The sequence below is a fragment of the Bacillus sp. GW823-FHT06B01 genome, from assembly GCF_058952315.1.
The window spans coordinates 144482-167098 of sequence record NZ_JBXAHR010000001.1 but is presented as its reverse complement, the minus strand read 5'-3'; the positions used below and the strand labels follow the sequence as shown (position 1 = coordinate 167098).

Here is a 22617-nt window from a genome sequence, read left to right as displayed (position 1 = left end):
ATTACCATACAACTACATTGTAACGAATTTTTTCTCAGAAGGGAACGATGAAACAAAAGGAATTAAAATAAAGTAGCATTTTGTAAGAAAAAAGGTATATTTTTCATACATCACGAACAATATACCTTTCAAAACACGAATTATAACTTTTCTTTATACAACTCTAAATTTTCTAATAAACGTACTTTCACAACTGGCCATTCACTTGCGATAATACTATATACAACCGCATCTCTCACATGACCACTTGGCAATTTTCTTTCGTTTCTAAGCACACCCTCTTTTACTGCACCTAACCTTTCAATTGCTCGTTGTGCTTTTTCATTTCTTGCATCCGTCTTAATTTGTACTCTCAGCATACGTAATTTTTCAAAAGCATACTGGAGAAGCATGTACTTACACTCTGTATTTATACTCGTACGTTGCACACTTGGATGATACCAAGTTTGCCCTAACTCGACTGTCTTATCTTCTACTGAAATATTATATAGACGTGTACTTCCTACAATCGTATTCGTCTGTTGATCCACTACAACGAAAGGGATTTGCGTACCCTTTCCATAACCTTGTATCGCTTTTTGAACGTATTGCTGCATATCTTGCGCACTATCCATTTTAGAAATTAAATACGCCCAAATATCCCGATTTCCTTCTACAATCGAAAACAAAGTTTCGACATCATCACTATCTATTAACCGTAACTTTGCTCTTTCGTGAATGCTTTCCATTTGTAAGCCCCCTTTTTCTTACTATATCATACAAAATAAAATTTAATTATATAGATATTTTAATTTTAATCCCACTTTTAAATGCACTTACATTCAATTTTTAATAACTTCTCACATCATAATCAACCAAAAATCTCTAACAAATACCGTTTACATCTCATTGTTTCAAGCTACATTCATATTGGTTTCGTTTCATGTGAAATTATTCTTTTTCTAATGGTCTAATGTGTGTTCTTTAAAGATTTGCACAGCAAAAACGCTATTTTTTCTACAAATAGATTATTGTTTTTCATTTATGGATCAATTTTTCAGTTTGATAGTATGGATAAATATGGATGGAAACCCAAAAATACTATATAATAATAAAGTGAAATTTAAAACGGTGAAAGTTTTACAGTTAATTAATATGGGATAAATGGGAGGATATAAAAATGCTAGATCAAATTACTTGGGGAACACCAGGCAGCTTATTATGCTTAGGTTTCTTTTTTGCAGGACTAGGAATCTTCTTAAGAAGCATGACGTCATATACGAAAAATAAATAAAAGAAGCCTTCTGTAAAAAGGCTTCTTTTGTTTATAGCTTTATCTTTTCAAAAATTTTAAAGCAACAAATAAGCAATCGGTGTAATGATAAGCAACGTTAATATCGTTCTTTGTACGTACAGAATAATAAGTTCCGATACTTTTAACGGAATATCTGTTGATAGTATACAAGGAATGGAAGCTGAGAAAAACAATATTGATGATACCGAAACAACCGCAATGACAAACTTTGTCACAAGTGGTGCACTAACTACTAATAATGATGGTAAGAACATTTCCGCAATACCAACGGATGCTGCTTTAGCAGCTAAGTCGGCTTCTGGTAATTGTAAAGCCCATGTAAAAGGATAAAAAATATAGCTGACCCAATCAAATATTGGTGTGAATTTCGCTAAGACGATACCAATTAATCCTACTGACATAATAGAAGGTAAAATTCCCATTGTCATAATAAACCCATCTTTTAAGTTCACTGCGATATTTTTTATAATACTCGGTGCAGATTTCGATACTTCTAGCGCATCTTCCCAAGCGCGTTCTAGCATTTTCTCCTTATAAACGGGCTCTGGGAACCCTTCTTCTGTTACATATGTATCTGGTTTTCTACTAAGGGGCGGGAGTCTTACGGTGATAGCAGTTACGATGAATGTTACAACGAGAGTAGTCCAAAAATAAACATTCCATAAATGCATAATGTCTAATGTTTTTGCGATGATGATCATAAATGTTGCGGATACTGTAGAAAAGCCTGTAGCGATAATGGCTGCTTCTTTTGTCGTATACTTTCCTTCTTTATACACGCGATTCGTAATTAATAAAGCGAGTGAATAACTCCCTACAAAGGATGCAACCGCATCAATTGCTGATCGTCCAGGTGTTTTCCATAACGGTCTCATAATGGGACGACAAAACGTACCGATAAATTCTAGTAATCCGTACCCGACTAACAACGCTAAAAAAGCCGAACCAATTGGCACGAGTAAACTTACCGATATTACTAGTTTTTCATACAAAAACGGCCCTACATCTTGTGCAAAGAACCAAGCTGGTCCTACTTTCAAGCAATGTAATACACCAAAGACAACACCAATTACTTTTAAAATAGAAAAACAAATGTCTACAATAGTTGCATTCCATTTTTTCGTATAAAATGGATAAATCGCACCCATTATCATAACGAGTAGAGCGTAATAAGGTACTACGCTCGGAACAGAAGTCCTGACCCATGATACGATATGATCAATCATAATGGACGAAGCACCATTTATCGTAACTGGTACGAAAAACATAAATACCCCAACTAGACTAGCGAGTATAAACCGAAGAATGATCCCCTTCTCACTCCCTGTCTTAATTACATTCCTTTTTAATTCAATTTCACTCAAAATTCGACACCTCCTATTATCTAAATATTCTGTATAATTACGTTAGATTCCTTCTATTGATTTTGAATATTTAATTATAAAGACTCCAAATATAACAATATAAAAACTCCTTGCTAAATTTATATAATAAGTATATAAGTTCAACGAAGGAGTTATTTTATGTAACACAATTAAACATTATTAAAAAATATAGGTATTTATATTCATTTGTCATTTTCTGTAACCGTATAAAAATACTTGAGTAATAATAATCGAATACATGTCCCAAGGAACATTACAGAATAAATAATAGAAAAATAGACCTAGACCATTACACTTCTGCCTATTAAAAAGGATATATAACTAAATTGCAACTTTGTAAAAGAAGCTATATATGTTATCAAGCATACAATAATAGTCGACCCAGTTGACGCCCCATACCCATCAACTTAAAAATATTAATTAACTTCAAGTGTAAAAAAACGGTATTTTTATCTGTTAGTTTGATGGACATGTGGCTGAACCCCTAATACTTTACTTTAATAATGACTCTTTTCATAAAATAAAATTCAATTATCAACCTAAAACGTTTTTTAGATTTAACAATAATAGGCGTACATTTTTACCTTTCAGATAGTCTCTTTTATTCTAATTTCTTCATTTCTTTCAGCCGTTCTATATCCTTTTCTAAAGCATTTTCTATTTTATACAGTTCATAGCTACCCTTTATCTCATTTATCACTGCAAATTCAATTTCATTCCGAACATAGCTTTTCATTTTTCCTTTTTTATAACCAATAACATTATCTAATATAGTTTCCCCACTATCTTTTTTATATAAATTATAGCTAACAGGTGGACGACCAATTACATACTTATTATCAGAAAATCCGACTATATCATCCCTTCCTAATCCTGTCGAAACACTCCAGACAAACATAATCTGAAATATAGAAAAAACAACAATACCGAATAAGAAAAAAAATAGGATTAATTTAAAAAATAACTTTAAAAGTATCCTGCCCAAAAACATTCCCTCCCATTTCATCTCGAGGTAGCAAGAACAAAACGCGAATTTTGTATGCTAAGGAACCGGATTTTTTAGATTGTTGAACTCAATCCCCCGTTAGTGCCATAAGAAAAAGAGTTACCGCAGTAACCCTATTGTTTATAATACACGTCACTAGGAAAAGCTACGGATGAATAAAGTCAATCTATTCAATTTCCCACAATCTTTTAATCTCCACCAATTCCTGTCCATTGAATTCCATTCTGTATATATCTGGTTTTGATGTCTGTAGTAAAAAATTCAAACCATACTTACTATCATAATACCCCATCATCAAAGTCATAACAGCTCCATGGGTTCCTAATACTACTTTCTGTCCTCGATAGGTTTTTAATAATTCTTTTAAAACTTTTATAGCACGCTTCTGACAGTCGACATTAGACTCTCCTCCCGTTAAAGCAAAGTCGGGTTCTAAAAATGACTTTGTTATCAAAGGGAATAATTCTTTATCCGACATTCGTTCCTCTTCAGCAATAAAGATTCTCTCTTTTAAGTCTTCAAATACTAAAACTTCTTGTCCTATTTGCTTCGCTAACTGCTGAACAGTTAGAATTGAACGATTGTATGGACTTGAGATAACAACATCGATTCCCTCACCTTGTAATATATCTGTTATTCGTTGAACATCTAACTTTCCTTTTTCAGTTAATCCTCTTGTTTTTTCTTTTCCAGATTTCGGTGAATCCCCATGTCTCACCATATATATGAAAGTTTTCATAATTCCCTCCATTTTTCCAGGTTCCTTTACAATTCCTTTCTCATATTAGCATATATATCCAATTCAGTCCCCTTAAAAATAACAGAAAACTGTGAATTTGAAATAAAGTCACGATATTTGTAAGAAAGACGCGAAGTTTTCACTACCCTCTGGTATAAAAAAGCATTATTCTTTCTAAACAAGCTAGATTAGAAAAGATGATGTTTTTTATGAATCTTTGAATTCAAAGTGAACTCCAATTATTTGCTGAAGAATTATATGAACATCTTACTCCTTAATTTCTGGAAAACCTCGCTAAAGAACTAGGGTTTGTACAACGGAATAGATAAAATTAATACACTCTTATCGGTTGGTTCTACTGCTTAAGATTTATTTGTCCCTCTATTCAACCTGTTAATCAAATAGTATAAATTTAAAACCACCTCTAGAGAAAATCAAGCACATACTAGCAAGCAAATTCTAGTAGGAATAACCCCAAAATAAATAGCATAAAGCTGCAAACATCTCCCTTTCTAAAAAACAGTGCATATTTACAGAAATGAACACTTTTATAATAAATAATTCTAAGTATCAATTAATAGAAAAGGCCTCTTTTGAATCCTACAAACAAAAGAGGCTTTTTCTATTAATCCCCATAATCATCCACAATCACTTGAATGACACGATACGATTCTTCTGCCACTATCTTATTATTTGCCTTATTCGCATCATATGTAATTAACGCTTTCCAAAGTGCCCATCCTCTCGCTCTATTCCACGTTTCTTCATCTATTTGTAATACTTCTTTAAATATTTTTCTACTAATTTTACCAAAAAACGTCCATGCCATCGCTGCATCACAAGCTGGATCGCCTACTCCTAAAATACCAAAATCAATTACGGCGCAAAGCTTTCCGTCCTTAACGAGTAAGTTTCCAGGTGCAACATCCCCATGAACCCAAACTGGCTTACGCTCCCACGTTGACTGAAGTGCTACATCCCAAAGGTGCTTTAATACAGTTTCATCAAAAACGTCCTTATTATTTTCGATAGCACCTCTCGCCTCTTCATCATATACAGATATAAGCCCGCCTCGGTAAAAATTATGTGCTCCAGCTATTGGGCCATTACTCACATCAATAGTTTGCAATTCCACTAAAAATGATCCTAAGTCCGACGCAAATTCATTTAGGTCACGGACATTTTGTTTCGTAACAGTATCTCCTTCTATCCACTTATTAATAGACCAAGGCCACGGATACTCTTCAGATGGATTTCCTTTCGCAACTGGTGCAGAAATCGGTAAAGAAAGCTCCTTACTTAATATATCTTTCTCTACTTGCGGTGCATATGCCGCGTCACTTGGCAATCTTACACTCATCTCATCTCCTAGATGAAACGTTCTATTATCATGCCCACTAAACTTTACAGGTCTCACTTCTAAATGTGCCCATTCAGGAAACTGTTCCTCTATCAACCTTTTAACTAAAGCAGTAGGAAATTGATTCATCCACTTACCCCCTTCTCTTTTGAAACTTACTATGTCCATCCGTACTACCGATATATTCAAAACCGTTTTTCTTATAAAAGTCATTCAATGTACGATTATGTCCAACACAATCTAACTTCAAATACTGTTTATCACTTTGCATATTCTCATCTACCCACTGTAAAATGTGTTCTCCTATTCCATTCCCCTTATGCTGCCTTTTCACTGCAAATCTATGAATATATAACGAATTAGAAACTTCCTCTTTACCAAAGATATGTTCATCCCAATCATTTTGTTTAGGAGATGCTGTAACCGTACCGACAATTTCATCTCCTTTCGTAACAACATACGTATATTTCTCTCTTATACCTTCTAGTATTTCAGCCGTAGCCTCTCCACCTAACAGATACTGCCATTGATTCACTTCTTTATGTTGTAGCCACTCTGCTACTTCTTTTAATAGAGTGATAATGCTATCGCTTTCCTCTTCAATAGCAGTTCGAATTGTATATTCTTTAACTGTATTTCTCTCCATATTTCTGTTCTCCTTTCAAATGCTTACTTCTCTCTTTATTAATTTTCGTTTTATACATTATATACCAAGATTAACCACTACACCTTCAAAGATATCTATTTTACAACTTGTATTCCATCAAAAAAACCGCCCACTACTAGTGAAACGGTTTTAATTCCTTAAGCATTCACTTCGACTTCACAAAATAATATAAAAACCACACCGCATGATTTTGTTCATCGGCAGCTATTCTGCGCAACAACTCTTTCATATGTGCATCTGATGTTTCATCTGAAATTCCCAAATAAAAATCCACTGTCTTCTGTTCATCTTGTATTGCCAATTCTAATCCTTGTAAGTACGTATTTGGGCATTCTTCCGTAATTTGTGGCTTCGGCTGCTGACCACTTAAATTTGTATAGATTTGTACAAAATGATGAAAATGCTTTATTTCATCGTTACGAATTTCAAGAATTTGATTTCGTTCCGCCGCATTTGGAGCCATGTTGGCTAATTTCGCATAGCAATTTATAGCACTAAACTCTCCATTAATTGCTTTCTCAATATCACGAATCAACTTATCATTTTGCCTATACCAATCATAATCATTCGAATTATACATCGTATCCCCTCCATTATTTCACATAACATTTTATGCAATTTGAAATAGCAGGAGCATGTATACAAAAAGGCACTGCAAATCCGAACTCTTCTATTCCCTTTAAAATATAGAAAAACCTATCCTTCTTGATTTCCCGATAAGTTAATAAAAAGCAAAAAACGCTTCACTCCTAGTGAAACGTTTTTTGCTTTTATGCGTTTAATTCCGTTTTTCGTCCCTTTACTACACTACGTTTGAAAGCAGTCGCTAAAATAATAACCATACTTACTACGCCAATCCAAACGAGCACAGTAAGTGGTGTACTCCAGCTTAACCCTTTTCCAAAGAAGAATATTTCTCTAAGTCCTTCAATCATAAATCGCATTGGCAACCATGCGTACACCCAGTCTTGATAAAATGGCGACAACATTTCAGGTGCTAACGATAATAACGGTGCCCCAAAGAAAAGTAAGAGTGCGAATACACCAATTCCTTTTAGTCCAACTAGTGAAAGTACTGCGGATATCATTAAAAAGAAGCTAAAGGAGGTAATTGATAAAAACAATGCCGTATCCGTGAAATTCGAAATATTTAAACCTACCATACCATCCGCGATCCATGTGAGGCCAAATCCAATAACAAGTGCCGCGACAGCCCCTGTTATGATTTGTTTTAGTTTTAATACGAAGTTTTCTTTTCTTGTACCTACTGGCATTTTACTTATCGCAATAAAGATAATTGCTGCGCTCGCTAAACTTGCAATCCATAACGGTTGGAATAAAGACATTGGCGAGTTACCGTTCGCACTATTTTTGCCGATTTCATTTACGTTTGTCACTTTCTTTGCAATTGGTGTGACTACATTTGAAACTTGGTCTGTTGTTACTGTAGCTCCTTTTGCTTTCAATCCTTCTAATAGTTGCGCGCGAACAGTATTATTCATATTATCAACGATCGCATTTAACATTTGTCCTGCCATAGTTGATGCCGCTGTATTCATTCCTTGATTGATGAATATTTCTAATTCTGGTGAAGATGGCTGTGCTGTTCGTAATGATGCTTGTTTTGTGCTAAAGTCTTTCGGAATAACTAACGCTGCGTAATACTCTTGATTATTTAATCCTTTTTGCACAGCTTCCTTATCTTTCACTTCTACCCACTTCACCGCAGGTTCTTCCTCTGATTTTGATGTCTTTTTCATATTATCAACAATCGTTTGCCCCATATTCATCTTCGGTTGATTCGGAATTTCTACTTCTTGATCCTCATTTACAATTGCGATTGGCAAGTTTTTCGGCTGAGGTTGAACAGTTGGAAATAACGTTAATGAAAAAATAAAAACAACAAGTAGTGCAATAACTGGTGATAACAATAAAAGTTTATTTTTAAACATCTTCTTTTCTCCTCCTATCATTTGATTTATAATAACCAACAACGTGTTGTTTATTTATATTTGAATTATATGTTTGAGTTGATCCTTATACAATAATCAAAAATCGTGAATGTGTCGGTTATAAGACACATCTTTGAAATGTGTTGGCTAAAATGAAGGAGGGACATACTTTGCGTGATAGTAATTTAGATTTACGAGTTATTCGTACGAAAACTGCCATACGAAATGCATTGGTGGAACTAATTGAAGAAAAAGGCTTTGACGCCATTACAGTGAAAGATATTACAACGAAAGCAAACATTAATCGCGGCACTTTCTATGCGCACTATCAAGATAAATTTGATTTAATGACGAAATGCCAAGAAGAAATTATGTATGAGTTTTCTAGCATTGCCAAACAGAGATTGCCTGAAGTTATTGCTGATCTTGGGTCAAACCCTTCCCCAACAATGCCGTTTATACTTATTACTTCTATTCTTGAATTTCTAAATGAAAATAGTGATTTTATGAACGCAGTATTAAGCCCAAAAGGAGATTTATCTTTCCAAACAAAACTAAAAGACTTTATGTGGAAAACAATATTTGAAGATACGAATGGTGCCCTCATTAATAAGGAGAATTTACTTGTCCCAAGTCAATACTTAGCTTCTTATATGGCATCTGCTCATATAGGTGTCATTCAGCAATGGTTAAATACCGGGCAAAAAGAAACACCTGAGGAAATTGCTCGTATTTTATCAACAATCGCAGTTCATGGACCTTTTTATGCGGCTGGCTTAAAGAAATAAGTTAGCTATATAATAAAAGATCATCTACTATAATAGCAGATGATCTTTTATTTCATTACAACACTTCAATATACCCTTCAGTCCCATGTACCCGAATTCGTTGCCCATCTTTTATTCGTTTCGTAGCATTCTCTACCCCGACGACTGCTGGTAATCCATATTCACGTGCAATCACTGCCCCGTGAGTCATAAGCCCGCCAACTTCGGTGACTAACCCTTTTATAGACACAAATAACGGTGTCCAGCCCGGGTCAGTAAAAGCAGTAACTAATATATCCCCCTCTTCTAAATTCGCATCTTCCATGTTTAAAATAACGCGAGCTCTTCCCTCAATCACTCCTGAAGAAACAGGCAGGCCTACAATCGCATCAGCTGGGAGGTTTTCTCGTTTATATTTGCCTGTAATGATTTCTCCATCAGACGTCATGATACGAGGAGGCGTTAGTTTTCCATATAATTTGTAATCATTTTTTTGTTTTTGTATCCGCTCGTAATCTAGTTTATTCGTGCGAACAACTTCGTGAAGTTCTTCAAAGGTTAGATAGTATATATCATCGATTTCATGAATGACACCGCTCTGTACAAGTTGCTCAGCTTCTTTCAATAATGCCTGCTTATATATGAAATAACGATTAATCATGCCGTATTTTGGATATTCACGATAACCGATAAAATTACGGATATTACGAACCATCCGCTTCATCTCTTCTACTTTTTGCTTTCCATTTGGCAAGTGCTGCAATCGATTTACTAACTCTTCTTCTTTTTTCAAAGCTTCTTGCAGCCCTTCTTCAAACTTCCGTTTACTAGCACCCGCTTCAAAGTCTCTTATATTATTTAAAATCATCGGGATAATTGTAGTTGGCTTTTCACTCCAGCGCGTTTTCGTAATATCGATTTCTCCGCTGCATCTCATTCCGTATTTATTTAGAAAAGTTAGAATAGCATCTCGAGCTTTTTCTCCGCCTTTAAATTGAACTAATTCATCTAAAAAGTTATCATTTTCTACATGTTGTAAATACGTAATAACTTCTTGGTACGGTCGAATCACATCAGCAACGTCTAGTAATGCTAAACCCATTTCAGACGTAATATTATTTTGTACAGATTGAGAAAGCGTGTCTGCTGCATTCTTTTCGCCTAGCCAGTGCTCCATCTTTTCATTCATCCATGTTGAAGCATTCATACCAGCCATAATAACAGCTATACTTTGCGGGTTAAATAATACTTTTTTTAATTGCTGAATGTCTTCCAAAATAAAATCAAGTACATCCACCCCTGATTTCATTTGCATGTTTCGTTTTAACTCTTCGATTGATGCTTCACTATTCTGTATTAAATTCGTAACGATTGCCGGATCATTTTCGATTTCTGGTTGCGAATTTGCAGGTTGCTTACTTTTACTAACACTCTTTTCTTTTTCATCATCCGGCAACAATGTAATAAAATTATCTCGCTCGATTATAGTTGTTAATGCATCTCTTACGAGTGGATCTGATTTTCCTAAAGTGTTTATTAAATAATCTCTGCTAGCAGGTGAAGCTAATTGTTGCGTAGCATCCACAAACAGCCGTCCTCCCGCTTTACGCATAGGAGCATTAGTCGTTAACAGGAAAAAAGATAACCCAAGCGGTTTCATCGCATCGGTCATCATTTGTTGGTGGCCAACTGATATATACACATGATTTCCCCCATCATTTTCTTCAGGAATTGGATATAAAGTCGTAATGGGGCGACTTTGGACAATATAAAATGTATCATCCACTAAACACCATTCAATATCTTGCGGACAACCAAAATAAGCTTCAATCTGTCTTCCAATCTGTGCTAGTTGTAAAATTTGTTGTTCAGACAATGTTTGAATTTGTTGCTGAGCCGGATCAATCTGTTTCGTCTCCGTTCCGCCCTCTTTTAAAGCATAAATAGCCAATTTTTTAGTTGCTATCATCTTTCCGGTAATTTCGCCTTCTTTTACTTTATAATTATCGGCAGAGACCAGTCCTGATACTAATGCCTCACCAAGTCCAAAACTGGCATCAATTGATACTACCTTTCGGTTAGAAGTAACCGGATCAGCAGTAAATAAAATTCCCGAAGCCTCAGGGAAAATCATTTTTTGAACGACAACACATATAGAAACTTGATTATGTTCAAAATCATTTTGCATGCGGTACATTACTGCTCGCTCTGTAAATAAAGAAGCCCAGCACTTTCTTACATGCTGCAAAATCGCTTCTTTACCGATAATATTTAAATACGTATCTTGTTGACCAGCAAACGAGGCATACGGTAAATCTTCAGCCGTCGCACTAGAGCGCACGGCATACGCATGTTCATTTCCAAAACGTGAGAGATAATGAGCTACCGCTTCCACTACTTCAGAAGGGATTTTTACTGCCATAATGACTTCTCTAATCTTCTTACTCATTTCACCAATTTGGGCTCGCTCTTCCTTTTTCAACTTTGTTAGTTGCTGCAACAAAGTTTGAAGCTCCTCATTTTGCTCGATGGCCTTTTCATATCCTACCGTTGTAACACAAAATCCTTCTGGCACTTGTATCCCTTGAACGCTTGATAACTCCCCTAAATTCAATCCTTTTCCACCAACGAGTGCAAGCTGCGTGTTTTCTATTTCCTGAAAATCGAGAACGAAAGAACTCATTTACCATCTCTCCTTACTATGCATGTGTTCTTGATTGTAGCAGTAGTAAATACGAATAAACAGTCTATTTCGAACTTGATTTACATGATATAATTAAGTTAGGAAGAAATATCCCCCCTCTAATTCACTTCAACTACATCACCAAACTTAAACATCCTTTGATTATGAAAAGTATCGGTACAAGTGATCGTCTTATTTAATGGATTTATATCAGCTACTGTTATGTAATTTTTATATAGATAGCCATTTTTATAATATGTAAGTAAAACCTCTTCTTCACCTAAATATGAAATTAACAGCTTATTTTCAATCCTTTCTTTTGCATCTTGCGTTAAAATTGGACGCGGGATTTTCGTTTGCTCATGTATCATTTCTTTAATACAGGCGAACTGCTCTGGCATACTAGCAACGATAAAAAAGTAGGCATGCTAAATAAGCCTATTAAGTTTGTTTAAAAAATCGCTTTACTGCATTTATACAACGATATTATACAAAAGTTATGGCACCCTTCTGAATTACCATTAATTAGGGATAATATATGTTATTATATATTTGTAATTAATGAAATAATAAGAAAGAAGGGGTTGTTGTGGAAACAAAGATTATAGAAACAAAAAAGAAAATTGATTCAAAATCTCTTTTGGCTTTAGGATTATTAATTATTTCAGGAATTGTATATCAATGTATTGCACTTATAGTAGGTAATATACCTGAATTATTAGAAATGATTCTTGAAGCTTCATGGAATCTTGTATTATGTGGAATTATAGGATACTATTTTTTAGGGAAAATATCTTTAGAGCAATTCAAACATTTTAAATTTAAAACATTAATCTGGGGTTTACCTTTAACAATCATAGTGGGCATGGGTTCAGGCACACTATATAACTATATTTTTGAACCTCCAACTACAAATTCTGTTGCTCAAGTAATAAGCGTTTCGATGATTTTGACCCGTGTACCATTCATGTTAATGGGTGAAGAATTGCTATGTACTAACATAATCATCGCATTACAAAAATTAGGATTAAAATTTGGTACAGCATCAATAATATGTAGCGTTCTGTTTGCCTTGTGGCATATTCCTGCTTATGGTTTCGTGCCAATGCAATTATTGATAACTATAGTCCCTGTTAGGTTATTACTGAATTATATATGGAAAAATTCAAAGAGTGTTTGGGTAAGTTGGATTTGCCACCTTGCTTTCGACATTATTGGATTTTTACCAATGCTTTTTAAATAAAAAATTACATTGTACTTATAAGTAACAAACAATAACATAAAAACAAAAAGAACCTTAGGGTTCTTTTTTACTTAACAGAAAATATTACTTAGAATATAGATAAAATACCCATTCATTTCAGGGACAGATACATGAGAAATATATATATTTACACCTATAAAAGGATTCTTCAATGTTTGACACAAACTATATTGACTTCGAAAATTTTCAAATAGGCATTCAAAATATGAATTCGTATTTTGAATGCCTATTTAGTAGTGATCATTCTTATTTTTTAGGTTCTTTAAGTTTTAATATATTAGTCGGAAGTACGTGTTTTATAACTTGAAAACCCATGGTACTTACACTTTATATTATGAACTTCTTTTGTAACTTTGGGTTTTGCATAAAAATAGAAATAACACTTGAAGTAAATGAGCATTTCTTTGTAAATAGTACAAAAATACATCAGCTAAAAAGTTCTAATCAATTTCAATTACATCACCAAACTTAAAAATCTTCTTATTACAAAAAGCATCCGTGCAAGTAATCAATCCATTCAAGGGATTTATATCAACTACAGTTATGTAATTTTTATATAAGTATCCACCTCTATAATATGTAAGTAAAACCTCTTCTTCACCTAAATATGAAATTAACAGCTTATTTTCAATCCTTTCTTTTGCATCTTGCGTTAAAATTGGACGCGGGATTTTTGTTTGCTCCTGTATCATGTCTTTAATACAGATGAACTGCTCTGGCATACTAGCAAACGGTTGCCACTTTACCATTCCTCTTCCTTTTGGCATATTAGCATTCTTCACGATTTGTGCCCTCCTAATAATGTGTTTCTATATCTTGCTGTTGCGACGCTTGTGTAAGAAATCCCACGTAAAATACTGTTCTTACCAAATCGTGTTCGAATTTCGTCCATCACCTTCGTTAATCTCATTTCTTTTTCTCTCTGTATAATGTTATCGAAAAGCGAAATTTGCTCTTCTCCTTCATGTATTAAATTTGTTAAGGAAAGACTTATCGATCGAATCGGCTCTCCTGTATGCCGCTCGTATAAAAAATATGTGCAAACGTTGTAAATATCCATCGTTAAATTTGTTGCTCTATTTAACGTATGTGCTTTTTTTATTCCTCCCCCGTATTCCCTACTATATCCGACTGAAAAATGAATCGTTTGCGCGTATTTCTTTTCTCGTCTCAATCTGTAACAAACTTCTTCTGTATGCTCTAATAAAATAACGATGAACTCTTCTACCGAATAATCACGAAATAATATTTGGCTTTTCGCTATAGATGTTGTCGCTGGAACATATTTCTCTGCTATTCTGCTAAAATCAATCCCGTTACTATGCAAGTGTAATTCCTCTCCTATCACACCAAATGATTGCTTTAAATACTTCAACGGGTACTGCGCTAAATCTCCAATCGTATGTATACCTTTTCGATTTAATTTCATTTCTGTTTTATACGATATACCCCAAAATTTACTGAGTGGTCTAATACTCCATAACTTCTCGGGTATATCGTCATACGTCCACTGCGCTATTCCATCGTTATTCTTTTTCGCTTCCACATCCAGTGCTACTTTACTCAATAATAAATTGGGTCCAATACCAATCGTACTTTCAATCCGTGTACGTTCATATATTTCTCGCTTAAACTTTAATGCGAACTCGCACGGATTACTGGCAAACAAATGAATACTTGCGGTCATGTCCATAAAAAACTCATCAATACTATATTGATGGAAATCTTCCGGCGCAACATACTGTAAAGCTAAACCAGTTATGTAAGTTGAACACTTCATATATGTATGCATAATCGGATTCACAATAATAATATCTGACCGCTTCGGTATTTCGTACATTCTAGCCATCTTCTTTATTCCTAACGCTTTTAATGGCGGTGTTGCTGCTAATACGATTGATCCACTGCGGTTTACATCTCCTACGACAGCCAATTTTGTATATCGTGGATCAAGTCCTTTTTTAATACATGATACGCTTGCATAAAAGCTACGAAGATCTACACAAAGAATAATACGATTCGGTAAAAGAGAATAATCATACAAGGTTATCACTCCTAACAAAAGAACGTTTGTTCTTATTATATACGAACTCATGTTCTTTTTAAAGGTATTTTCATGAAAATTTTGGTTAAAATAACCGTGCATGAACATTTTTCAAGAAAAAATCAAGGAATTCACCTCTATATTTTTTCTATACTGAAAAATGTAAATAGATACAAGAAGAAACAACTAGATTCTTCTTGAATAGATACGGTATTTTAGAACCCGTTTTTTAGTATTCAAACTTAATCCTGTATTTAAAAGCAATATACTTATATAAGAAAGACTTATTTCGAAAAAGAGTACTATTTAGCAGTGCTTGTTTATAGAAAATAAATTATTATTGTTTATTTTCTCAACGTTGTTTTCTAGTTTTATCATTCAAATTTAGACACATATTTATCTAACCTACATAAACTAAAAGCGTATAATTGCATACTTTATCGATTTTTTATAACAATATCTCGAACGGACTATCATGAATCATAAATTTATTAACCCGGATACACGAATCATCTTCAATGAAATCCTGAATATCCAAATAATATCGCATGTGTTTCTTTTAAAATAAACATTGGATACATTAAAATCACAGCCTGTTTTTTGAATGCTAAAGAAAGATTGTTTATCCCGCATTAACGGGCAGTAAAACCCCCACCTCAAAATTTAGCGGAAGCAAAGAAGTTAGGTGGGGGATCAACTGCCCGTAAAAGCCCGATTGGTTCAACTAATAATCAGTGAGGGATGAACAAAACCCCCACTGATTAAAGTTTCACTTTATCTGTATCTCCTCAATCGAATCTCTAATTACATAATTTTGTACAAGAAAGGAATTGAATTTATGCAAAATTTTAATTTCCTTTGTGAACAATTTGCTACAATACTTAAAGGGAAAGGTAAAAGAAATCAAGGTGGTTGTTCAGTGTCTTTTCACCGCGATTTTAGGGTGCTTGTTCAAGGAAAACCGAGTACTTCTGTAGTGCCCGTGGGAGTAAGTTTTGAATCGTTGGATCCAAATGGTAATGCATTAAATTTAGGCGAAATCGCTGTTCTACAAGAAGAAATTCCTGCATTTATGAAATCAATTGTACAACAAGGAATCATTGTAAGTGCTTTACATAATCACTGGCTGTACATGAATCCCTTAATTATGTATATTCATATCCAGTCGGTAGAGCCTCCATTACATTTTGCACAAAAGTTAGCCCATTCTTTTTTGTCCTTAAGTAGCTATCCTATCGCTAATAATGAGGGGCAATGATTGGTGTTTCGGATATATTTACACATTACATTTTCTACATGTGCGAACATCATAAAATTATTTCACTTTGTGCCCAAAAGAAAAAACTGCCTATCAAATTTTTAGATAGGCAGTTTTTGAATCTATTAAAATAAAGTACCCTACTATTTTATAAACTACTATTCCCTAAACAAAAATACAGATTTGCAATTCACTTTAGCTTTCTTACCTCATATATTCCTCTAAAGTTAATTTTTCCTTATATATTTTTTGCAATATCTCCTACACAGCGAATACGCATAACCAGTTATATTTCCCTTTTCCTTTGGATAACGAATGATAAACCCTGCACTCTGCATCTAGACGGTATACCCCTTGTCCACAGTAAGACTTTATTTCAAACCCAAAAAAAATAGATTACCTGCACACTAAAAAGTTTAGCGCACAGGCAATCTAGTTGTTTTTGAGATTAATAAAAACCTAATTTATCTTTTGAATTCTTCCATCAATAATAGACTGAATTGGTTCTTTTGATTTTTTTATATAATCTACTAATGCTTCAAAATCAGTTGGTCCTGTTTCAGCATCTTTACCGTTTTTAAAGGATACAAATCCATCTCCACCTGAAGCTAGAAATGCGTTCGCAACGACGCTGTAAGTTTTCGAAGGAATAATTTCTTCTCCATTTGTTAAGCGAATACTTGTTACTTTTTCTCCATTAGGCTTGTTCGCATCCCAAGTGTATTGGATCCCTGAAATTTGAAGCATTCTTGTTATGTCTTTTTGCCATTGTTGATTTAAAATATCACGAATGTCTTGGCCTGTTAAATTTACTTTTATTAATTGATTTCCGAATGGTTGAATACCATATATCTCTCCCCATGTAATATCACCAGCATCTAAGTCATTACGAATACCACCAGGATTCATAAGTGCAATTTGGGATTGCATTGTTGTACGCTGGGCATCAGCAACTAAATTTCCAAGAGTAGATTCACCAGCCGTATTTAGTTTGCGATCTAGTGGAGCAATAGACTTACCTACAACTTCATTAACAAGAGGTGCGATTTTTGCTTGATATTTCTCCATCTTCTTCTTGATTTTTTTATCAGGCTCCATGCCTTCATGGTAAGTTGTAACAATTTCTGCTTTTTTCTCAACAATATCTTGTGTCTTACGATCAATCTTTACATCAACATCAGCAAAAGCCATACCATAAGAGTTTGCTTGTACGACAAGTTTATTATTAACAGTTCCATTTACATAAGTGTGGCTATGCCCACCAAAAATAACATCGACTTCCGGATCAGTCTCATTTGCTAATCGGACGATATCACCATTTGTTACACCGTTCCCATCTGTTATACCTCCGTTATGTGCAAGAACAACGATAGATTTAACGCCTAGTTTTTTTAATTGCTTTACGGATTTGTTAATAGCTTCAACTTCATCTGTAATTTCTACATTCTTTAGCATAGTAGGCATAACAAGGTTAGGCACATCTGTTGTTACGACTCCGATAAATCCAACAGGAACTCCTTGTACCTTTTTTATAGTGAATGGTGGTAAAAATAGACGACCGGTGGATTTATTATAGAAATTTGCAGCAACATATGGGAATTTTGCTCCTTTAAAATTTCCTGTTTTCTCATGGAATCCACCATAAATAAGGCGATGCATTTCCTCAACACCTTCATCAAATTCATGATTTCCTATAGTTCCAACATCGAATTTCAAATCATTTAGAAATTCAATCGTAGGTTCGTCTTGTAATAATGCTGAAACAGGAGTACTTGCTCCAACAACATCGCCAGCATGTACTTTTAATGTATTCGGATTTTGTTTTTCACGATCACGTAAATAAGCCCCTAAGTACTCAATTCCCCCTGCATCTTTATTGTTAATTTTTTTTACAGTGTCTAGTTGCCCATGAAAATCGTTAATACCGAGCATTTGTACATCTATGTAGCGGTTTGGTTCTGTACTTGCTTGTGCTGAAGGCACAGCGAATACACTAGTAAAAGTAACTGTACTTAATGCTAAAGCAACTGGAATGATTTTTTTCAACATAAAATTTCTCTCCCCTAATTAAAATCTGACATAATACAATGTTATTTTAATATATTAAGAGGATTATTTCTATAAAAATTCTACTAATTATAAAAATTAATAAGATTTTATTATTTCCCAACAAAACACTCCTTCCTCAAAAATGTGAAGATGTAAAACGACAACTTTAAGAGGGAGATGATTATTTGTAGGCTGTAGCCTACACTTTTGGATTATGATATAAACAACTTAAGAAGCTTCACTACCCAAAATAAGAAAATGTGCATTTCTTTGTTTTGAGGATTATTCAAAATATTATCTTGATAGTAATATATCAATACATCTAAGAGGCCTAAAAAACTCTAATCAATAAATTTTAGCTGTTAAAAAGATTATTCAATTCGAAACTAATGAGTATTTATCAAGCTAACATCTCAATATCAAAATTAAAAAATTAAATAGAAATTTCGTAATGGAAGATTACAGTGGTGCACTACTCCGCATTTAAAAAGATGCTCCTGGATTTATCCAAGAGCATCTTTTTAAATGCGGAGACATCAAAACTTTAACTTAATAGGGATATAGCACTACCCCCATTAATAAATATTACTAACCATATACCTATCATATTTTTTATAAACAGGATTAATTAGATTTAAAAAAAGATTTCTTTTTCTTTACTCGTAATAAATCACCTGTCCATCCTTTGACTCGCATATATAAATACATACCACCTGTTGTAAAAATAATAAATAAGAGAGCGATTAAATAGCTATATTTCCATTCTAGCTCAGGCATATATTTAAAATTCATCCCCCACAATGCTCCTAAGGCTGTCAAAGGCGTACTTACAGCAGTTAATACAGTAAGAGCTTTCATAATTTCATTCCCACGATGAGAAGAAACAACTTCTTGTAAATGAATCATTGTGTCTAATTCTTCTTGGTACTCTTTAACGAGTTGTAATCCACGCTCTAATTTTACGTGTGTTTGTTTATAACAAAGGGTGTTTGTTAAGTTTTCTAACCAAGCTTCTTTCAGCCCTTGTAACACTTCTTGTATTAAGCGAAACACATGTGTGTTCATAAATAGTTCATGACGAATATGATAAATTCTTTCTAAAACTGCTATGTTATTATGATGATAAAAATCCCATAATACATTTCTGAAATTGTTTTCAAAGTAATCAACCTTTCGCAAGTAGTGAGATATAAACATTGATAAGATAGCACATAATCCTTCAGCGGAACTATTACAATTTTTTGTACCCATAGGGAAATTATGTATTAATTTTTGAAAATCCTCTTCCTCTTTTTCCTGAACTGTTATCAGTATTCCATGAGCTACGAAATAATGAAGAAATTTTTGAATTTTGGCGTCCTTTTTATCTTGATCATATAAAAACGAACCATATACACAAGTTTGACTTGGCGATAACGTATAAACATATAATCCATTTTCACAAGGAGAACTTATTTTCTTTATAAATTGAGAGAAATAAGATGTTACATCACGAGGGATTATAGAAGAAAGTTTTTCAAGCTCACTAGTTTTCACATGATACCAACTCCATTTCGTCATTTTTATGCATTCCATATTATTCTTCCTTTCTAAAGGGTTTTATGTTTGATCGAATCATATCCGTAATATGAAATTTGTATGTAGGTATTCATGTCTTGGAGGAAAAGTTTTTAGTCCATCTAAATTACAAAATAAATGGCATAGGAGGCCTTATTCTTTTAAAAGGAAGACCCCCTATATATTCGTTATTTTTATTCTCAATTTTAAACATTTCCTCTATATAAGCACTTTTTATCTTTTCTTATAAAGAATTTTTTATATGTGGAAAAGAAGCTACATAATTTGGCACGTCTATTCAACGAAATCCATTTCGGTCGTTATTATAATTTAGATTCATATACAGATTGATTGGTAATGTCGTCAAATACTTGACTTCCAATCAAATAGTATCCATGAAGTGCAGCCTCTTTCGAAGCGTCTACCATACGGAAAGAAGAAATTTCACCTTGTATTTTTTCAATTCGTTTTTTGTGGAGATCTACTATTCCTCCTGTCCAAATAATAGTATCGTACTGTTCTAACTTAAATTGTTCTTGTAATACACGCATAACGTCTTGGAAGTGTGCATCCAACTCTTTTTGAATCAAAGTATCCACCTGACTTGTCTGAGGATTTTCTTCTCGACCTCCATATCCTTTTTCTAATATGTTTGGCATGTCGTTAATATGCAATTGATTACTTTCACCCGCATGATTCTGCAGGATATTCTTAATATTTTTCAAAGGCTTGCTACATCCTAGCTCTGTCTCATAATGATTTAAAATGACATTCTGTTTCATATCTGTCATTTCTAATGTACGAAATCCACCATCAATAATTAAGATACGATCTCGTTCCTGAATGATTCCCTCTTTTAAGAAATAGGCATGTAAAGCGACCGGTTGCTGAAGAATCAAAGCATTTTCCACCGTAATATGAATAAATTTCCCATCAATTTGCACGGAAGTTTCTTTTTTTAGTGCACATTGTAATTGCTCATGCTGACTACCAAAACAAGTAACAGGAAGCCCGGTAACAACTAAAGGCAACACGACATTTTCTTTATAATCCTTTGCAATGCAACCAAATATTTGTTGTTTAAACCGTTCGCTTTCATAATAATTTTCTATTTCTTCGCCAAATGGAGGAAGGAATGAAGCGTCAGATTGATGTGCTTCATTTCCCATGTAGTATGCAAAGTCTAAGTCTATAAAACTTACCTTTGTTAAATCTTCACTTTCAGCATGATTAGGTACAGGGGCTAGTGTGGAAGCTTCACTCTTGATCGTCATCTCAGAATCTACATCCTGTCGATATGCCCGCTTGGTAAAGCCAATTCCTACATCAATTGCATACAGAGATTTCATACTTTTTTCCTCACTTTCTCTTTTTAGAATTAAATCTAAGCACTCTCTTCTTTCCCTTCTTTCACATATTTCTTTTCATTTTCCGTTTTTTCCCCGTCTAATTTCTTACTATTTTCATTTATTTCGTAATCCGTTTCATCTGTTTTCTTTTTGTTATTTTCGTTTTCTGTTAAGTCTTTAATGGTAGAAATGACAACTGGTGTGGCTGTAAGCAGTTGTGGTAATGTTTGTTTTGCAACATTAGCTGCAGTTACAGAAAATTGTTTACTTGTCTCAGTTACCTTCTCTAATGTTTCCTTTATGTTTCCTTCTTGTAGTTTGTCTTTTACGCTTTTTCCTTTTGTTTGTATAGCTTTCCGATTTTCTTTTTTTAACAAGGAGACCATGATTCCGGTCGTAATCCCAATCACAGTATATTTGAATATTGTATGTTTCATTTTTTCTCACCCTTCTCTACTTTATTTTCTTCAATGCTAGAACCTAAAATGTAGTCTATTTCAATTTTTTCTTAAAATAGGAAATTAGCATTATCTTACCTATTTATCAGATGTTGCAATCTATTACAGAGAATGATAATTTTGCGGCTGCCTATCATTCGCCAGTGGTACTTCAGCTGTTACTAGGAGTAAAATCTTCCCTTGATCTAGTTTTTCTTCATATAAGTTAGCTTCGTCCTTCGACAACCCCATTTCCTCCATTTGATTTCGGAGTTCGTCCCCTTTTTTGGAGAAAAAGTTGATAATACTTGTACCCAATCCTTGTTCTTTTACTCCAATCGTATTTGTATTTGTATCATCCGCAATCTTTTTTGTTAGATGTTTTTCATGTGTTAAGACGTAAATGTCATCTTGGTGAATCCCTTGCAATTCTAGCTCTTTTACTTTCATAACTACTTCATGTTCATTATCATATTCATGAACCACCGGTTTTCTTTCACTCTTATGCATCGTATTTTTCCTCCCTTAGATTTTTTATTTTCTTATTTAGTTGTTATGTAATATGTAATACACCTATTTTAAAGATGTTAAACCTAAATTTTCAAAAAAATTAATACAATATGTTATTACTGTTTTTCAATATTAACGAGATGTCACGAGCACTTTGCTTTGATAACAATGTTACAAATAACGCTTTGTTTGGAAGGCAGGCCCCTTATTTTATAGAAAATTTCTATTTAGAAAAAGTTACAAAAGGAGTACAAGATACTTTTTTCGTTAATTAAATCAAAAGAAAAATAAAAAAA

21 protein-coding genes and 1 pseudogene are annotated in these 22617 nt (G+C 33.8%); 4 read left to right on the top strand and 18 right to left on the bottom strand.

From position 1 onward, the window contains the following. Positions 1-140: 140 nt before the first annotated feature. The 8 genes from AC1Q8N_RS00865 to AC1Q8N_RS00830 all read right to left on the bottom strand — a co-directional run bounded on the left by AC1Q8N_RS00865 (position 141) and on the right by AC1Q8N_RS00830 (position 8442). Positions 141-728: a GNAT family N-acetyltransferase gene (locus AC1Q8N_RS00865; RefSeq protein WP_098123647.1), complete on the bottom strand. Its 588-nt coding sequence runs from the start codon at positions 726-728 to the stop codon at positions 141-143. Between the two features lie 601 nt (positions 729-1329). Then, a complete protein-coding gene (locus AC1Q8N_RS00860) occupies positions 1330-2658 on the bottom strand; it encodes a YjiH family protein (protein ID WP_098079373.1) in 1329 nt (442 codons plus the stop codon). A gap of 622 nt (positions 2659-3280) precedes the next feature. Beyond that, positions 3281-3664: a hypothetical protein gene (locus AC1Q8N_RS00855; RefSeq protein WP_064475712.1), complete on the bottom strand. Its 384-nt coding sequence runs from the start codon at positions 3662-3664 to the stop codon at positions 3281-3283. A gap of 187 nt (positions 3665-3851) precedes the next feature. Continuing rightward, positions 3852-4424 (bottom strand): histidine phosphatase family protein, encoded by a 573-nt coding sequence (locus AC1Q8N_RS00850; protein WP_098152471.1) that lies wholly within the window; start codon positions 4422-4424, stop codon positions 3852-3854. A gap of 625 nt (positions 4425-5049) precedes the next feature. Continuing rightward, the gene (locus tag AC1Q8N_RS00845) at positions 5050-5913 is read right to left on the bottom strand and encodes an aminoglycoside phosphotransferase family protein (protein WP_493521000.1); all 864 of its coding nucleotides are present in this window, start codon (positions 5911-5913) and stop codon (positions 5050-5052) included. A gap of 4 nt (positions 5914-5917) precedes the next feature. Then, positions 5918-6430, bottom strand: a complete 513-nt coding sequence (locus AC1Q8N_RS00840; protein ID WP_098079378.1) for a GNAT family N-acetyltransferase — start codon at positions 6428-6430, stop codon at positions 5918-5920. Between the two features lie 166 nt (positions 6431-6596). Next, complete coding sequence (locus tag AC1Q8N_RS00835) at positions 6597-7031, bottom strand: ferritin-like domain-containing protein (RefSeq protein ID WP_098847272.1); 435 nt, start codon at positions 7029-7031, stop codon at positions 6597-6599. A 190-nt stretch (positions 7032-7221) separates the two neighbouring features. Then, on the bottom strand, positions 7222-8442 hold the full coding sequence (locus tag AC1Q8N_RS00830) for a YhgE/Pip domain-containing protein (protein WP_098079397.1): 1221 nt from the start codon (positions 8440-8442) through the stop codon (positions 7222-7224). Between the two features lie 131 nt (positions 8443-8573). On the opposite strand from AC1Q8N_RS00830, the gene AC1Q8N_RS00825 reads away from it, so the two are divergent. Next, positions 8574-9191 carry a TetR/AcrR family transcriptional regulator gene (locus AC1Q8N_RS00825; protein WP_493520999.1) on the top strand — a complete coding sequence of 206 codons (618 nt, stop codon included), beginning with the start codon at positions 8574-8576 and terminating at the stop codon, positions 9189-9191. Between the two features lie 55 nt (positions 9192-9246). Here AC1Q8N_RS00825 and ppsA read toward each other — a convergent pair whose 3' ends face one another. Continuing rightward, positions 9247-11853: a phosphoenolpyruvate synthase gene (ppsA, locus tag AC1Q8N_RS00820; protein WP_098079386.1), complete on the bottom strand. Its 2607-nt coding sequence runs from the start codon at positions 11851-11853 to the stop codon at positions 9247-9249. A gap of 119 nt (positions 11854-11972) precedes the next feature. Further along, complete coding sequence (locus AC1Q8N_RS00815) at positions 11973-12254, bottom strand: YolD-like family protein (protein WP_048547829.1); 282 nt, start codon at positions 12252-12254, stop codon at positions 11973-11975. 188 nt (positions 12255-12442) lie between these two features. Between AC1Q8N_RS00815 and AC1Q8N_RS00810 the strand changes: the two genes are divergently transcribed. After that, positions 12443-13096, top strand: a complete 654-nt coding sequence (locus tag AC1Q8N_RS00810) for a CPBP family intramembrane glutamic endopeptidase (RefSeq protein WP_098132514.1) — start codon at positions 12443-12445, stop codon at positions 13094-13096. Between the two features lie 461 nt (positions 13097-13557). On the opposite strand, the gene AC1Q8N_RS00805 is transcribed toward AC1Q8N_RS00810, so the two are convergent. Beyond that, a complete protein-coding gene (locus AC1Q8N_RS00805; protein WP_048547830.1) occupies positions 13558-13899 on the bottom strand; it encodes a YolD-like family protein in 342 nt (113 codons plus the stop codon). Next, positions 13896-15161 carry a Y-family DNA polymerase gene (locus AC1Q8N_RS00800; RefSeq protein ID WP_098079389.1) on the bottom strand — a complete coding sequence of 422 codons (1266 nt, stop codon included), beginning with the start codon at positions 15159-15161 and terminating at the stop codon, positions 13896-13898. Before AC1Q8N_RS00800 ends, AC1Q8N_RS00805 begins: the two co-directional genes overlap by 4 nt. Positions 15162-15999: 838 nt before the next feature. Here AC1Q8N_RS00800 and AC1Q8N_RS00795 point away from each other — a divergent pair. Continuing rightward, on the top strand, positions 16000-16419 hold the full coding sequence (locus AC1Q8N_RS00795; RefSeq protein WP_048547833.1) for a DUF1259 domain-containing protein: 420 nt from the start codon (positions 16000-16002) through the stop codon (positions 16417-16419). Between the two features lie 204 nt (positions 16420-16623). Here the strand turns inward: AC1Q8N_RS00795 and AC1Q8N_RS00790 are convergent. The 6 genes and pseudogenes from AC1Q8N_RS00790 to AC1Q8N_RS00765 form a co-directional block, all read right to left on the bottom strand. Beyond that, positions 16624-16748: pseudogene (locus tag AC1Q8N_RS00790) on the bottom strand (M15 family metallopeptidase); the annotation flags it as partial. Positions 16749-16878: 130 nt separating this feature from the next. After that, positions 16879-18468, bottom strand: a complete 1590-nt coding sequence (locus AC1Q8N_RS00785) for a bifunctional metallophosphatase/5'-nucleotidase (protein ID WP_098069194.1) — start codon at positions 18466-18468, stop codon at positions 16879-16881. 624 nt (positions 18469-19092) lie between these two features. Then, complete coding sequence (locus AC1Q8N_RS00780; protein ID WP_048547847.1) at positions 19093-20043, bottom strand: magnesium transporter CorA family protein; 951 nt, start codon at positions 20041-20043, stop codon at positions 19093-19095. Positions 20044-20348: 305 nt separating this feature from the next. Beyond that, the gene (locus tag AC1Q8N_RS00775; RefSeq protein WP_098048403.1) at positions 20349-21374 is read right to left on the bottom strand and encodes a ParM/StbA family protein; all 1026 of its coding nucleotides are present in this window, start codon (positions 21372-21374) and stop codon (positions 20349-20351) included. Between the two features lie 35 nt (positions 21375-21409). Next, on the bottom strand, positions 21410-21811 hold the full coding sequence (locus AC1Q8N_RS00770) for a peptidase U61 (RefSeq protein ID WP_098079391.1): 402 nt from the start codon (positions 21809-21811) through the stop codon (positions 21410-21412). Between the two features lie 123 nt (positions 21812-21934). Beyond that, positions 21935-22321, bottom strand: coding sequence for a YflT domain-containing protein (locus AC1Q8N_RS00765; protein WP_098048402.1), 387 nt, complete (start codon positions 22319-22321; stop codon positions 21935-21937). 119 nt (positions 22322-22440) lie between these two features. Between AC1Q8N_RS00765 and AC1Q8N_RS00760 the strand changes: the two genes are divergently transcribed. Continuing rightward, entirely contained in the window at positions 22441-22596 is a 156-nt protein-coding gene (locus tag AC1Q8N_RS00760) for an acyl dehydratase (RefSeq protein ID WP_255258497.1), read from the top strand. Positions 22597-22617: the final 21 nt, after the last annotated feature.

Excerpts from the sequence above, each read along its gene's own strand:
- AC1Q8N_RS00865 (WP_098123647.1), bottom strand. The coding sequence starts at position 728 with ATGGAAAGCATTCACGAAAGAGCAAAGTTACGGTTAATAGATAGTGAT.
- AC1Q8N_RS00850 (WP_098152471.1), bottom strand. The coding sequence starts at position 4,424 with ATGAAAACTTTCATATATATGGTGAGACATGGGGATTCACCGAAATCT.
- AC1Q8N_RS00845 (WP_493521000.1), bottom strand. The coding sequence starts at position 5,913 with ATGAATCAATTTCCTACTGCTTTAGTTAAAAGGTTGATAGAGGAACAG.
- AC1Q8N_RS00840 (WP_098079378.1), bottom strand. The coding sequence starts at position 6,430 with ATGGAGAGAAATACAGTTAAAGAATATACAATTCGAACTGCTATTGAA.
- AC1Q8N_RS00835 (WP_098847272.1), bottom strand. The coding sequence starts at position 7,031 with ATGTATAATTCGAATGATTATGATTGGTATAGGCAAAATGATAAGTTG.
- ppsA (WP_098079386.1), bottom strand. The coding sequence starts at position 11,853 with ATGAGTTCTTTCGTTCTCGATTTTCAGGAAATAGAAAACACGCAGCTT.
- AC1Q8N_RS00815 (WP_048547829.1), bottom strand. The coding sequence starts at position 12,254 with ATGCCAGAGCAGTTCGCCTGTATTAAAGAAATGATACATGAGCAAACG.
- AC1Q8N_RS00795 (WP_048547833.1), top strand. The coding sequence starts at position 16,000 with ATGCAAAATTTTAATTTCCTTTGTGAACAATTTGCTACAATACTTAAA.
- AC1Q8N_RS00785 (WP_098069194.1), bottom strand. The coding sequence starts at position 18,468 with ATGTTGAAAAAAATCATTCCAGTTGCTTTAGCATTAAGTACAGTTACT.
- AC1Q8N_RS00780 (WP_048547847.1), bottom strand. The coding sequence starts at position 20,043 with ATGGAATGCATAAAAATGACGAAATGGAGTTGGTATCATGTGAAAACT.
- AC1Q8N_RS00775 (WP_098048403.1), bottom strand. The coding sequence starts at position 21,374 with ATGAAATCTCTGTATGCAATTGATGTAGGAATTGGCTTTACCAAGCGG.
- AC1Q8N_RS00770 (WP_098079391.1), bottom strand. The coding sequence starts at position 21,811 with ATGAAACATACAATATTCAAATATACTGTGATTGGGATTACGACCGGA.
- AC1Q8N_RS00765 (WP_098048402.1), bottom strand. The coding sequence starts at position 22,321 with ATGCATAAGAGTGAAAGAAAACCGGTGGTTCATGAATATGATAATGAA.